Here is a 13633-nt window from a genome sequence, read left to right as displayed (position 1 = left end):
AAAAAGAGGTGGGCGTGACGAAGTCACGCGCCGGCTCGATTTTTCACGAGATCGTCGACCACGGAAGGATCGGCCAATGTGGATGTGTCCCCCAAGCTGCCCAATTCGTTCTCCGCGATCTTGCGCAGGATGCGGCGCATGATCTTGCCCGAGCGGGTCTTGGGCAGGCCGGGCGCCCACTGCAGGACATCCGGCGCGGCGAACGGGCCGATTTCATGGCGGACCCACAGGATCAGGTCCTTGCGCAGCTGGTCGGTGGCCTCCACGCCCGCTTTCAGGGTGACGTAGGCGTAGACGCCCTGGCCCTTGATGTCGTGCGGGTAGCCGACCACGGCGGCCTCGGCGACGGTCTCGTGGGCTACAAGCGCGCTCTCGATCTCGGCGGTGCCCAGGCGGTGGCCCGAGACGTTGATCACGTCGTCCACGCGGCCGGTGATCCAGTAGTAGCCGTCGGCGTCGCGGCGGCAGCCGTCGCCGGTGAAGTACTTGCCGGGATAGGTCGAGAAATAGGTCTCGAAGAACCGGCCGTGGTCGCCATAGACGGTGCGCATCTGGCCCGGCCAGCTATCGGTGATGACGAGGTTGCCCTCGGTCGCCCCGTCCAGGACCTTGCCTTCGGCGTCGACCAGCTGCGGCTTGACGCCCGGCAGCGGCTTGGAGGCCGAGCCCGGCTTCAGGTCCGTCGCGCCCGGCAGCGGGGTGATCAGCATGCCGCCGGTCTCGGTCTGCCACCAGGTGTCGACGATCGGCAGGCGCTCCTTGCCGACCACGCGATGGTACCAGAGCCAGGCTTCCGGATTGATCGGCTCGCCGACGCTGCCGAGGATGCGCAGGGACGACAGATCGTTCTTGGTCACGTGCTCGTCGCCCTCGCGCATCAGGGCGCGCAGGGCGGTCGGGGCCGTGTAGAAGATCTCGACCTTGTGCTTGTCGACCACCTCCCAGAAACGGCTGGGGGTCGGATAGTTGGGCACGCCTTCGAAGATCAGGCTGGTTCCGCCATTGGCCAGAGGCCCGTAGACGACATAGCTGTGGCCGGTGACCCAGCCGACGTCGGCCGTGCACCAGAACACTTCGCCGGGCTTGTAGTCGAACACCGCCCAGAAGGTCCAAGACGCCCAGGCCAGATAGCCGCCCGTGGTGTGCAGCACACCCTTGGGTTTGCCCGTCGAGCCCGAGGTGTAGAGGATGAACAGCGGGTCCTCGGCGTTCATCGGCTCGGGCGGGCAGTCGGCCGAGACCGTGTCGCGCACGTCGCCATAGACGACGTCGCGGCCCTCGACGACCGGGACGTCGGCGCCGGTCCAGCGGATCAGCAGCACCTTCTCGACCTCGGGGCACTGCAGCAGGGCCTCATCGACATTGGCCTTCAGCGGCACGCGCTTGCCGCCGCGCCGGCCCTGGTCAGCGGTGATGACGATGCGGCTCTCGCAGTCCTTGATGCGGCCGGCGATGCTGTCGGGCGAGAAGCCGCCGAACACCACCGAGTGCACCGCGCCGATGCGAGCGCAGGCCAGCATGGCGGCGGCGGCCACGGGGACCATCGGCAGATAGATCGTGACCCGGTCGCCCTTCTTGACGCCCAGGTCCTTGAGGACATTGGCCATGCGGCAGACCTCCTCGTGCAGCTGGCCATAGGTCAGCGTGCTGGAGGTCCCCGGCTCGTCGCCCTCGAAGATCAGGGCGACGTCGTCGGTCTTGGCCGGCAGGTGGCGGTCCAGGCAGTTGGCCGAGACGTTGAGGACGCCGTCCTCGTACCAACGGATGTGGAAGTCGTCCTTGGCGTAGGAGACGTCCTTGATCTTCGTCGGCGGAGTGATCCAGTCGAGGCGGGCGGCGATGTCGCGCCAGTAGCCTTCGGGATCGGCCTCGACGCGCGCCACGGCGGCGTCATAGGCGGCGGCGTCGATATGCGCGCTCTCCGCCAGCTCTTGGGGAACCGGGAAAACCTGTCCGTCGCTCACCAGCCGTACTCCCTTATGTCGTTGGCCGTCGAATAGGCGAAGCGCTCGGGGCCGCGCAAGAAGACCAATGCGGTTTCTTGCGCCAGCGCAAGGCGGGGTCCAATTGAGGGGGGTATTCTAGGAGACCGACCCATGCTGCTCGCCCTGTCCACCTGGTCCGAGATCGAAGCCCGCCTGCAGACCAGCACGACCGTCGTGGTGCCGATCGGCTCGAACGAGCAGCACGGACCGACGGGCCTGCTGGGCACCGACTGGCTGTGTCCCGAGATCATCGCCCACGAGGCCAGCAAGCGGGCGGACGATCGCATCCTGGTGGCCCCGACCTTCAATATCGGCATGGCCCAGCATCACCTGGCCTTCCCGGGCACGATCTTCCTGCGGCCCTCGACCTTCATCGCCGCGATCGGCGACTGGGTGCGGTCGCTGGGCGCGCACGGCTTCACGCGGATCTATTTCCTGAACGGCCACGGCGGCAATGTCGCCTCGATCGAGGCGGCGTTCTCGGAGGTCTATGCCGACTACAGCTTCCGCCAGCAGCGCGCGCCGTTCGCCCTGAAGCTGAAGAACTGGTGGGACCTGGCCGGCGTCAACGCCCTGGCCAACCGCCAATTCCCCGTCGGCCACGGCAGCCACGCGACGCCGTCCGAGATCGCCGTGACTCAGTGGGCCTATCCCGAGACGATCAAGACCACGGCCTATGAGCCCCAGATCGCCCCGTCGGGTCCGATCCGCGAGGCCCTGGACTTCCGCGCCCGCTACGCCGACGGCCGCATGGGCTCCGACCCGGCCCAGGCCACGCCCGAAAAGGGCGGCGAGCTGGTCAACATGGCCGCCAATGCGCTGCTGGAAGACATCGCCGCGTTCGGGGCCGAGAAGGCGCCGGCCTAGGCTTCCACGGCCCGGCGCTCCAGCGCCGGCTGCCCATGCCGGGTGGCCATGATCTCGCCGATCACGGCCACGGCGACCTCGAACGGAGCCTTGCCGCCCAGGTCGAGGCCGATCGGGGCGCGCAGCTTGGCGAGGTCGCGGTCGGTCAGGCCGGCAGCCTTCAGCCGCGCGAGCCGCTCCGGCAACCGCCGCCGCGCGCCCAGCAGGCCGACATAGGGCGCGGCTGAGGGCAGGGCCGCCATCAGCGCGGCGTGGTCGACTTCCATGTCGTGGCCGCAGACGGCAACGGCGGTCCACGTGTCCAGGGCGATGCCGGCCAGCGCCGCCTCGGGCGTCTCGCGACTGTAGGCGACCCCGGCCAGGGGCGGTGGGGCGGCCGGGCCCTTGGGGCGGACCAGGAAGGTCTCGAAGCCCGACTGCGCGCCCAGGCTGGCCACGGCCAGGGCGGTCGGGTCGCCGCCCAGCACCACCAGGCGCGGCGGCGGATCGTAGGCGCGCTCGAAGGCGCCCGGCCACAAGGCCTGGGGTTCCTCGACGCACAGGCGCTTCAAGCCATCGGTCACCCAGAAGGCGGGCACCCGGGCCTCGGCCAGGTCCAGCAAGGTGCGGACGGCCGGGTCGTCGGGCTCGATCTTCTCGACCAGGATCTCGATCCGCGCGCCGCACAGCAAGCGGATGTCGGGCCAGGGGCTGCCCTCGCCATAGACGAGACGGCGGGGCTGGCCGTCCTCCAGGCAAGCTTCGGCATGGACCTCGACATCGGCCTCGATGCAGCCGCCCGACAAAAATCCCGAAACAATATTTTCGCCGAACACCATCTGCGCCCCGACCGGACGCGGTCCGCCGCCCCCCAGGGCGATGATGGTGGCGAGGGCCGCCGGACCCCGTGAAAGCGCGGCGGACAAGGCCGGGCGGGCGTCGTCGGCCATGCCGTGCATGGGCCAAGGGGAGGCGGTGTCGTCGTCTGAGCGGTCGGTCGTCATCATGCCGACGTTAACGCCTCCGCAAGGTTCCAGAAACCGGATGTTCAAACCTTGGCGCGTACCGTTCGCATCTGTTTGATGTTTTCGCGCACGGATGGCGATGTCCATTTCGGTCACAAAACTCGGTTTGGCTGCGGCCCAGTTCGGTCTCGACGGCGGAAGCTCGTCGGCGCCGCGCGGGCGTTCGCCTGAAGCCGAAGCGCGCGACATTCTCAATATCGCCGCCCGCGCCCGCCTGTCGGTGCTGGACGCCTCGGGTCTGTTCGGCCGCGCCGAGACCCTGCTGGGCGACCTGATCCCGCGTCCGGTGCCGTTCCGCGTCAGCCTGGCCACGGCCCGCGCCGATCGCGGTCCCGACTTCGTCGAGGCCGAAGCCCGCGCCAGCCTGCGCCGCATCGGCGTCGAGCGCGCTGATTCGATCATCGTCCATTCGCCCTCGGAACTGTGCGGCCCGCACGGCGCGGCCCTGTGGGACCGCCTGCACCGCCTGAAGGACCAGGGCCTGTTCGCCAAGATCGGCGTCGCCGCCCACGCCACCGACGATCCGGTCGGCGTCGCCCGCCGCTTCAAGCCCGACATCCTGCAGGCCCCGGCCAGCTTGCTCGACCAGCGCCTGCTGGCCGATGGCTCGCTGCAACGCATCGCCGGCATGGGCGTCGAGGTGCATCTGCGCTCGATCTTCCTGAACGGCCTGCTGTTCTTGCCGCCCGACCGCGTCCCGGCTCAGCTGAAGGGCGCCTCGGGCCGTCTGTCGCGCGTGCGCCGGATGATCGCCGAGGGCCGTTCGGACCCGCTCCAGGCCGCCCTGGGCTTTGCCCTGTCGCGTCCGGAAGGCTCGGCCGTGCTGGTCGGCGTCAACTCGGCCGCCGAGCTGTCGGCCGTCGTGGCCGCCGCCTCGAGCCCGCCGCCGGACCTCGACTGGGACGAGATGGCCATCGACGATCCGGTCGCGCTCGATCCGCGACGTTGGGTCGCCTGATCCAAGCCTAGAATCACCAGCGACACTGCGACGGCTGATCGGCCGCCGCTTTCGCGTGTCTTGGTATCCACGAATTAAGCATGCCGGTTAGCGACCTATAAGCTTCTGATTCACATCAGTTTTATGAGTCTGGTCTAGCTTGTTTCCGAGATAGGGAGACGCGTCATGATCCTCGCCGTCCTGCAAGCCCGCATGGGTTCATCCCGGTTGCCGGGCAAGTCGATGGCCACCCTCCAGGGTGAGCCGATGATCATGCGTCAGCTGGAGCGCCTGCGGGGCGCGCGTCTCCTGTCGAAGATCATGGTGGCGACCAGCAACGAGGCGGTCGACGACGCCCTGGCCGGTTTCCTGGTCTCGCGCGGCCACACCGTCCATCGCGGGGCCGGCGCCGACATCCTGGCGCGCATCGCCCGCTGCTCCGAGGCGATCAGCTCGGTCAGCCACGTGGTCCGCCTGAAGGGCGACGCGCCGTTCATGGATCCGGGCGTCATCGACGACGCCGTTCGCCTGGCCCTCTCCAGTGACGCAGACTACACGTCCAACCGCGTGCATCGCACCTTCCCGGCCGGTCTCGAGGTCGAGGTGATCAAGGCCAGCGTGCTGCGCGAGGCCGCCGCCGAGGAGCGCGATCCGCAGGCCCGCATCTCGCCGACCGCCGCCATCCGCAACCAGCCTGAGCGGTGGAGCCAGGCCCATCTGAAGGCCGCCCGCGACTGGTCGCGGTTCGACTGGCGCGTGAAGACGGCCGCCGACCTGGCCTTCGCTCGCTCGGTCTATGACGCCCTGCATCCGGTCGACCCGGACTTCCGGATGACCGACGTGCTGGACATGGTCGAGAGCCGTTTGGATATCGCTCGCTTCGCGGCGTGATTTAATTCCGTTTCCCCGGCGAAAGCCGGGGCCCACATCGTATGGCTGTGAGGCGCATGCAGAAACGCCCGCGATCCTGTCAGGACCGCGGGCGCTCTTGCATCTGGGCCCCGGCTTTCGCCGGGGAAACGGTTTAGGCCCAAGCCCCGTACGGATCGACCGAGCTCTTGCCCAGCGCCTCGGCCACGGCCGGGTGGGTCAGTTCGCCGTTGAGGACGTTCAGGCCCCGCGCCAGGTGGACGTTGGTCTTCAGCGCGTCCAGACCTTTGTCGGCCAGCGCCAGGCCGAACGGCAGGGTGGCGTTGCCCAGGGCTTCGGACGAGGTGCGCGGGGCCGCGCCCGGCATGTTGGCCACGCAGTAGTGGACGACGCCGTCGACCGTGTAGGTCGGCTCGGCGTGGGTGGTCGGCTTGCTGGTCTCGAAGCAACCGCCCTGGTCGATTGAGACGTCCACGAGCACCGAGCCCGGCTTCATCTGCTTCAGATGTTCGCGGCGCACCAGCTTCGGCGCGGCCGCGCCGGCGGTCAGCACCGCGCCGATGATCACGTCGGCCTTGAGGATCTCTTCCTCGACGGCGGCGAAGGTCGAATAGCGGGTCAGGATGCGGCCCTGATAGAGGTCGTCCAGCTCGCGCATGCGCGGGATCGAGCGTTCCAGCACCACCACCTCGGCGCCCAGGCCGGCGGCCATGCGGGCGGCGTTCGAACCGACCACGCCGCCGCCCAGCACGACCACGCGCGCCGGCGGCACGCCCGGCACGCCGCAGAGCAGCAGGCCCATGCCGCCATTGTGCTTGAGCAGGGTCTCGGCCGCCGAGAACACGGCGATCCGGCCGGCCACTTCCGACATCGGGGCCAGCAGCGGCAGGCCGCCTCGCGCGTCGGTGACGGTCTCATAGGCGATGGCCGCGCAGCCGCTCTTCAGCAGGCCTTCGGTCTGGGCCGGATCGGGCGCCAGGTGCAGGTAGGTGAAGAGGATGTGGCGCGGCTCGAGCTTCTCCCACTCGACCTTCTGCGGTTCCTTGACCTTCACGATCATGTCCGCGCCGGCGAAGACCGCATCGGCGTCCGGAGCGATGGTCGCGCCGGCCTTGATGTAGACGTCGTCGGCATAACCGGCGCCCAGACCCGCGCCCGACTGGACGAGGACGGTGTGGCCGTGGCCGACATATTCCCGGACGGCCGTGGGGGTCAGGCCGACCCGGTGTTCGCCCGGTTTGATCTCGGAAGGGACGCCAACGCGCATGATGCTTTCCTCCAAAAGCGATTTGACTCCGGTTTACGCCTCCGATCCTGCAGTTTCCTTGGCCATTTCATGCGACAGAAACCGTGTTATGCAGGAATCCTGCGTAAGATGAGGTCTGTGGTGAAGAAACCTCCCGTCAACCTCGACAGCTTCGACCGGAAGCTTCTCCATCTGCTGCAACGGCGGGGCCGCGCCAGCTATGTGGAAATGGGCGAGGCGGTGAATCTTTCCGAGTCCGCGTGCCTTCGTCGCGTGCGGGCGCTGGAGGAGGCCGGGGTGATCGGCCGCTACGCCGCCGTGATCGACGAGCGGGCCGTGGGGCTGCCGCTCAGCGTCTTCGTCACCGTCACCCTGTCGTCCCAGGCCGAAAGCGCGCTGAGCGCCTTCGAGAAGGCGGTGACCAATGTCCGCGAGGTGGCCGAGTGCTACCTGATGACCGGCGGTTCGGACTATCTGCTGCGGCTGGTGGTGCGCGATGTCGACGACCTGGAGCGGGTCCACGCCCAGGAGCTGACCCGCATCCCCGGCGTGGTCCGCGTCAGCAGCAGTATCGCCATGCGAACTGTCGTTAAGCGCGTCGAACTGCCGCTTTAAGCCCTTCGACTGCTGTTAAATGCGGTTAACCTAAACTGGGTATGCTCCCCGCCGACATCAAACCGCGTCGGGGGACGAGATGGTTTCGAGACGACTTCTGCTGGGCGCGCTGGCGGGCCTGGCCGCGCCGGCCATCGCGTTCGCCGAGGGTGATGGCCCCGCGCCGACCATCCTGACCAAGAAGGGCCGCCGCACGCGCTCGGCCCTCAAGCACCAGACCACCGACAAGGCCGCGCTGGACAAGGCCCTGGCCAACGTCAAGCCGCTGGAGGCCGAGCCCGCTCACGCCCCGGCCGCTAGCGCCGAGCCTGCCCAGGAGGTCGCGCCCGACGAGGCGCTGGGCCGCCTGAAGCACGGCAACACCATCTTTGCCCGAGGCGGCGCCAACCTGATGCTGCCGACCCTGGCGCGGGTCAGCGAGTTGTCCAAGGGCCAGAAGCCGTTCGCGGTGATCATCGGCTGCGCCGACAGCCGCACCGCGCCGGAGCTGATCTTCGACTGCAATCTGGGTGAGCTGTTCGTCGTCCGCGTGGCGGGCTCGACCGTCAGCCGCGAGGGCCTGGGCTCGATCGTCTACGCCGTCGAGCACCTGGGCGCGCCGCTGATCGTCGTCCTGGGCCACACCAAGTGCGGCGCGGTCGGCGCGGCGGTGGACGTGGCCACCAAGCACGCCGACTTGCACGGGGCGCTCTACGAGATGGTGCTGCCGATCATCCCGGCGGTGCTGGAAGCCCAGGAAAAGCACCCGACCGACCTGCAGGACGCCGCCATCCACCAGAACGTCCGCGACATCGCCGGCCGCCTGAAGGTCGCCGACGGCGTCCTGGCCGAGCGCATCGCGGAAGGGCGGCTGAAGGTGGTCTCGGCCTGTTACGACCTGGCGACGGGCGTGGTGTCGTTCGACGCCTGATCAAGCTTAAGTATTCAGCGTAACGCTGTCATTCGACTGCCGTTGACCCCTGGTCGCGCTTAGGTTCAATTCGCCTGAACTCGCGCAAATCAGGGAAAGATACGGATGTCGACGGACGAGACGCCGCCGGAAGGCGGTCGCGACACCCAATCTTCCCTGAAAGCGCGTTGGGACAAGCTTCGCGGCCAGGTTTCCGAACGTTGGCCCGCCGCGCTGAAGGGCCCGGTGGCGATCGCCGTGGCCGGGGCGTTGGTCGTCGGTTTCGGCGGCGGCTTCGCGGTCGGCAAGGCCGGCATGTTCTTCGGCGGCGGCAAGCCGGCCGGGGCGACGGCGGTCAAGGGCGAGGCCTGGAGCCTGTTCGGCAAGCCGCGCTCGGCCAACGCCCCGCGTCGCGGCATCCCAAAGCCGGAAGGCTTCGCTGTCTGGCAGACCCGCGTCGACAGTTCGGGTCCTGATCCGCTGGCCTGTATCCGCATGAGCAAGGATTTGGATCCGTCCAAGTCCTATGCCGACTTCGTGCTGGTTTCGCCGGACCTCGGCCGCCAGCCCTCGGTGCGGGTGAAGGGCGACGAGCTGTGCCTGGGCGGCGTCGGCTTCACCGATCACCGCATCACCCTGCTGAAGGGCCTGCCCGCCAAGGGTGGCGACACGCTCACCGCCAATGCCGATGTCGACTTCACGTTTGGTGAAAAGCCCCCGTATGTCGGCTTCGCCGGCGACGGCGTGATCCTGCCGCGCGAGGAGTCGGACGGCGTCGGCATCGAGACGATCAACGTCCAGGCCCTGGCCATCGAGGTCTGGCGCGTGCCGGACCGCAACCTGGTCCGCAAGTCGATCACCGCCCCCGACCCGACCGGCGAGGGCGACTGGGCCGGCGACTATGGCGACGACGCCGTGGGCGACGACGGCCGCCAGGTCTGGAAGGGCACGATCCAGGTCACGGGCGGCGCGACGGGCCAGAAGGCCACCACCGTCTTCCCGCTGGGCGCGGTGCTGAAGGACATGAAGGCCGGCGCCTTCGTCATCAAGGCGCGCGACGCCTCGGGCGGCCGCGATCCGGACGACAGCGAGAACAACCCCGCCCAGGCCCGCCGCTGGATCGTGTTCACCGACATGGCCATGCTGGCCTATGACGGGTCGGAAAGCCTGGACGTGGTGGTCCGCTCGCTGAAGAGCGCCAAGACCCTGTCGGGCGTCAACGTCAACCTGGTCGCCGCCGACGGCGAGCCGCTGGCCGAGGCCAAGAGCGACGCCGACGGCCGCGTGCGCTTCCTGCGTCCGCTGCTGAAGGGCCAGGGCGCCGAGCGCGCCAAGATGGTCATGGCCTATGGCCCGCAAGGCGACCTGGCCGTGCTGGACCTGGACCGCTCGCCGGTCGACCTGTCCAAGCAGGGCGTCGGCGGCCGCACCGAGGGTGGCGTCGATGGACGCAGCGTGGCGTCCGACATCGACGGCTACCTCTATGCCGATCGTGGCATCTATCGGCCCGGTGAGACCGTCCACCTGACCTCGATGGTCCGCGACCGGATGGCCAAGGCCGTCGCCGATCGCAAGGGCGAGGTCATCGTCAAGCGGCCCTCGGGCGTCGAGTTCAAGCGCTATGCGTTCGGCCAGGCCAATGCCGGCGCGGTGCTGACCGACATCGCCTTGCCGCGCTCGGCCCCGCGCGGCCGCTGGACCGCCGAGCTGCATATCGAAGGCATCGAGGACGCGACTGGCTCCTTGAACTTCTCCGTCGAGGACTTCGCGCCGCAACGCCTGGCCGTGACCACCACGGGCCAGGAAGCCCGCCCCGTCGGGGCCGGCGAGACCCGCCAAGTCGATGTCTCGGCCCGCTTCCTCTACGGCGCGCCGGGCGCTGGCCTGCAGACCCAAGGCGAGGCCCGCCTGCGCGCCGACAGCGACCCGTTCCCCGCCTATAAGGGCTTCGAGTGGGGCGACCAGTCCAAGACCTTCGATGAGAAATATCTGGACCTCGGCTCGACCGTCACCGACGGCGAGGGCCGCGCGATCCTGTCGGTCGCCACCACCGACGCCGGCGACACCGCCCAGCCGCTGGTCGCTTCGGTCACCGCCTCGGTGTTCGAGCCCGGCGGCCGTCCGGTCCGCGAGGGGCTGGAGCTGAAGGTTCGTCCCAAGGCGCTGTACTATGGCGTCAAGGTCGACCAGGGCGAGGCCGGCAACGGCGACCCGCCCGTCAGCCTCGACATTATCGCCGTCAACGCCGCTGGCCAGCGGGTCGGGGCGACCGCCACCTACACCCTGGTGGCCGAGCGTTGGGACTATGACTGGTTCCAGCAGAACGGTCGCTGGCAGTGGCGCCGCAGCAGCCGCGACGCGATCGTGGCCAAGGCGCAAGTGAACATCAGCGCCGGTTCGCCGGCCAAGTTCACCCGCCGTCTCGGCTGGGGCGACTACCGCCTCGAGGTCGAAGGCGCGGACGGCGCCAAGACGGTCACCCGCTTCTCGGCGGGTTGGGGCGCGCCGGCCCGTGAAGGCGAGGCGCCGGACGTGGTCCGCGTCTCGGCCGGGACCCAGACCTACAGCCAGGGCGACACGGTCGAGATCACGCTGAAGCCGCCTTACGCGGGCGAGGCCCAGATCGCGGTCGCCACCGATCGCCTGATCGACCTCAAGACCGTCAGCGTCGGCGAGAAGGGGACCACCGTGCGCCTGAAGACCTCGGCCGCCTGGGGCGGCGGGGCCTATGTCATGGTCAGCGTCATCCAGCCGCGTGACCCGGTCGCTTCGCCCAAGCCGCGTCGCGCCCTGGGTCTGGTCTACGTCCCGATCGATCCGAAGGGCCGCAAGCTGACGGTGGACCTCGGCACGCCGACCAAGATCGACAGCAAGGCGCCGGTCGAGATTCCGGTGAAGGTGTCGGGCCTGGGCTTTGGCCAGAAGGCCAAGGTCACCATCGCCGCCGTGGACGAGGGCATCCTGCAACTGACCCACCAGGACAGCCCCGACCCGGTGAAGTGGTACTTCGGCAAGCGCGCCCTGACCCTGAACTACCGCGACGACTACGGCCGTCTGCTCGACCCGAACCTGGGCGCGCCGGCGAACGTCAACTTCGGCGGCGACGAGGTCGGCGGCGAGGGCCTGACGACCACGCCGATCAAGACCGTGGCCCTGTGGTCCGGCATCGTCGAGACCGGCCTCGACGGCAAGGCGGTGGTCAAGCTGCCGGCCGCCGACTTCAACGGCGAGCTGCGCATCCAGGCGGTAGCCTGGACCGACACCGCCGTCGGCTCGGCGTCCAAGCCGCTGACCGTGCGCCAGCCGGTGGTGGCCGACCTGAACCTGCCGCGCTTCCTGGCGCCGGGCGACCAGGCCTACGCCACGCTGGAGCTGCACAATGTCGAGGGCAAGCCGGGCGCCTATACGGCCGAGGCGTTCTCGACCAACGGGTTGAAGGTCGCCTTCAAGAAGGTGTTCCAGCTGATCCTCGGCCAGCGCATCGCCGAGAAGATCCCCTTCCTGGCGCCGGACGTCACGGGCATCGGCAAGATCGGCTTCAAGGTCGCCGGTCCTGGCTTCGCCACGCAGAAGGACTATCCGATCCAGACCCGTCTGGGCTGGGGCGACGTCGTGCGCACCACCACCGAGGTCCAGAAGCCGGGCGAGAGCTTCACGCCCTCGTACCAGCTGCTATCGGGCCTGGCGGCGGGCGACGTGACGATGCAGGTCAGCTACTCGCCGATCCGGGGCTTCGACCCCTCGGCGATCGCGGTGGCGCTGCAGCGCTATCCGTACGGCTGCACCGAGCAGCTGGTCTCGACGGCCTATCCGCTGCTCTACGCCCAGACCTTCTCGAACGATCCGAAGCTGAAGCGGACTCCCGCTGCGCTGGCCGGGGCGGTGGGCAAGCTGCTGGATCGCCAGACCCTGGACGGCGCCTTCGGGCTCTGGCGGGTCGGCGACGGCGAAGCCGATCCGTGGCTGGGCGCCTATGTCGTCGACTTCCTGCTGGAGGCGAAGGCGCAAGGCGTGGCCGTGCCCGACAACGCCATCGACAAGGCGGTCTCGGCCATGCGCCAGGTCAGCCGGCCCGAGGGCTTCTCGTCTGCCGCCTACCGCATGGAATATCCGGGCTGGTGGGCCAGCAACGAGGACGCGTCCAAGAAGGCGACCGAACGCATGCGCCGCCGCGCCAGCGCCTACGCCCTCTATGTGATGGCCAAGGCCGGCAAGGGGGATCTCGCCCGCCTGCGCTGGTGGCACGATGTCCAGATGAAGGACGAGAGCCAGCCGATCGCCAAGGCCTACGTGGCGGCCGGCCTGGCCCGCATGGGCGACAACGCCCGCGCCCGTTCGGCCATGCGCCAGGCGGTGTCCAGCCTCGGCTACAAGGACGAGCAGGACTGGTACCAGTCGAACCTGCGCGACACCGCGGTGATCACCGCCCTGGCGGCCGAGTCCAACATGATGGACATCGCCCGCCAGATGCAGGGTCGCCTCGAGAACGTCAGCAAGGATCCCGACAGCCTGAACACCCAGGAACAGGCGGCGCTGCTGCACGCGGCCAACGCCCTGATCCAGGCCTCGGGTCCGATGTCGATCCAGGCCAGCGGGGCCAACGCCCTGCCGCCGGCCGGCGGCGCGCCGCGCTGGGCGGTGGGCAAGCTGGCCGACGCCCACTTCGTCAACGCGGGCAAGGGCGCGATCTGGCGGACCGTCTCGGTGCGCGGCACGCCGGTCTCGGCCCCGGGCGCGGAGGCCAACGGCCTGTCGGTGTCCAAGCGCCTGCTGTCGATGGGCGGCGGCGCGATCGATCCTTCGACCATCCGCCAGGGCGACCGGATCATCGTGCTGGTCTCCGGCCAAAACCAGCAGGCCCGCTCGACCGCCCTGGTGGTCGACGACGCCCTGCCGGCCGGCTTCGAGATCGAGACCACGCTGGGCGCCGACGACGCCCAGAACGGACCGTTCAAGTTCCTCGGCGAACTGACCGCCGCCGACGTCCAGGAAAGCCGCGACGACCGCTTCATCGCCGCGCTGGACCTGGAGGGGAACAAGGGCTTCGCCCTGGCCTATGTGGCCCGGGCCGTGACGCCGGGGAGCTTCTTCCTGCCCGGCGCAGTGGCCAAGGACATGTACCGCCCGGCGGTGGTGGGCCGCTCGGAGGCCTCGCGCGCGACGATCGCGCCGGGGCAGTGATGATCAAGAACTCTCCCTTCCCCCTTGATGGGGGAAGGG

The 13633-nt window shown here is 69.1% G+C and carries 9 protein-coding genes; 6 read left to right on the top strand and 3 right to left on the bottom strand.

Going from position 1 to position 13633, the window contains the following annotated elements; translation table 11 throughout:
• Positions 1–23: 23 nt before the first annotated feature.
• Entirely contained in the window at positions 24–1967 is a 1944-nt protein-coding gene (acs, locus tag AC07YH_RS10430) for an acetate--CoA ligase (protein WP_494747099.1), read from the bottom strand.
• Between the two features lie 129 nt (positions 1968–2096).
• On the opposite strand from acs, the gene AC07YH_RS10425 reads away from it, so the two are divergent.
• A complete protein-coding gene (locus tag AC07YH_RS10425) occupies positions 2097–2852 on the top strand; it encodes a creatininase family protein (protein ID WP_494746927.1) in 756 nt (251 codons plus the stop codon).
• Here AC07YH_RS10425 and AC07YH_RS10420 read toward each other — a convergent pair.
• The gene (locus tag AC07YH_RS10420; RefSeq protein ID WP_494746926.1) at positions 2849–3943 is read right to left on the bottom strand and encodes an XdhC family protein; all 1095 of its coding nucleotides are present in this window, start codon (positions 3941–3943) and stop codon (positions 2849–2851) included. The two genes, AC07YH_RS10425 and AC07YH_RS10420, sit on opposite strands and share 4 nt — an antisense overlap.
• Between AC07YH_RS10420 and AC07YH_RS10415 the strand changes: the two genes are divergently transcribed.
• Together AC07YH_RS10415 and AC07YH_RS10410 are read left to right on the top strand one after the other, a co-directional pair.
• Entirely contained in the window at positions 3936–4814 is an 879-nt protein-coding gene (locus AC07YH_RS10415; RefSeq protein ID WP_494746925.1) for a bifunctional regulator KidO, read from the top strand. The two genes, AC07YH_RS10420 and AC07YH_RS10415, sit on opposite strands and share 8 nt — an antisense overlap.
• 165 nt (positions 4815–4979) lie before the next feature.
• Positions 4980–5684, top strand: a complete 705-nt coding sequence (locus AC07YH_RS10410; protein ID WP_494746924.1) for a glycosyltransferase family protein — start codon at positions 4980–4982, stop codon at positions 5682–5684.
• Positions 5685–5817: 133 nt separating this feature from the next.
• Here the strand turns inward: AC07YH_RS10410 and ald are convergent, their stop codons facing one another.
• Complete coding sequence (gene ald, locus AC07YH_RS10405; protein ID WP_494746923.1) at positions 5818–6930, bottom strand: alanine dehydrogenase; 1113 nt, start codon at positions 6928–6930, stop codon at positions 5818–5820.
• Positions 6931–7050: 120 nt separating this feature from the next.
• Between ald and AC07YH_RS10400 the strand changes: the two genes are divergently transcribed.
• From AC07YH_RS10400 to AC07YH_RS10390, 3 genes are all read left to right on the top strand, one after another.
• Positions 7051–7524, top strand: a complete 474-nt coding sequence (locus tag AC07YH_RS10400) for an Lrp/AsnC family transcriptional regulator (protein WP_494746922.1) — start codon at positions 7051–7053, stop codon at positions 7522–7524.
• Between the two features lie 79 nt (positions 7525–7603).
• Entirely contained in the window at positions 7604–8434 is an 831-nt protein-coding gene (locus tag AC07YH_RS10395; protein WP_494746921.1) for a carbonic anhydrase, read from the top strand.
• 99 nt (positions 8435–8533) lie between these two features.
• Positions 8534–13594 carry an alpha-2-macroglobulin family protein gene (locus AC07YH_RS10390; protein WP_494747098.1) on the top strand — a complete coding sequence of 1687 codons (5061 nt, stop codon included), beginning with the start codon at positions 8534–8536 and terminating at the stop codon, positions 13592–13594.
• Positions 13595–13633 lie beyond the last annotated feature (39 nt).

The sequence above is a fragment of the Caulobacter sp. GW456-12-1-14-TSB4 genome (assembly GCF_059424195.1).
Note: the sequence above shows the minus strand (reverse complement) of the source record. Positions and strands in the feature narration are given on the sequence as shown.

Bases quoted from the DNA above. Each gene is read 5' to 3' on its own strand.
- AC07YH_RS10410 (WP_494746924.1), top strand. From the start codon at position 4,980: ATGATCCTCGCCGTCCTGCAAGCCCGCATGGGTTCATCCCGGTTGCCG.
- AC07YH_RS10420 (WP_494746926.1), bottom strand. From the start codon at position 3,943: ATGGACATCGCCATCCGTGCGCGAAAACATCAAACAGATGCGAACGGT.
- AC07YH_RS10415 (WP_494746925.1), top strand. From the start codon at position 3,936: ATGTCCATTTCGGTCACAAAACTCGGTTTGGCTGCGGCCCAGTTCGGT.
- AC07YH_RS10425 (WP_494746927.1), top strand. From the start codon at position 2,097: ATGCTGCTCGCCCTGTCCACCTGGTCCGAGATCGAAGCCCGCCTGCAG.
- ald (WP_494746923.1), bottom strand. From the start codon at position 6,930: ATGCGCGTTGGCGTCCCTTCCGAGATCAAACCGGGCGAACACCGGGTC.
- AC07YH_RS10395 (WP_494746921.1), top strand. From the start codon at position 7,604: ATGGTTTCGAGACGACTTCTGCTGGGCGCGCTGGCGGGCCTGGCCGCG.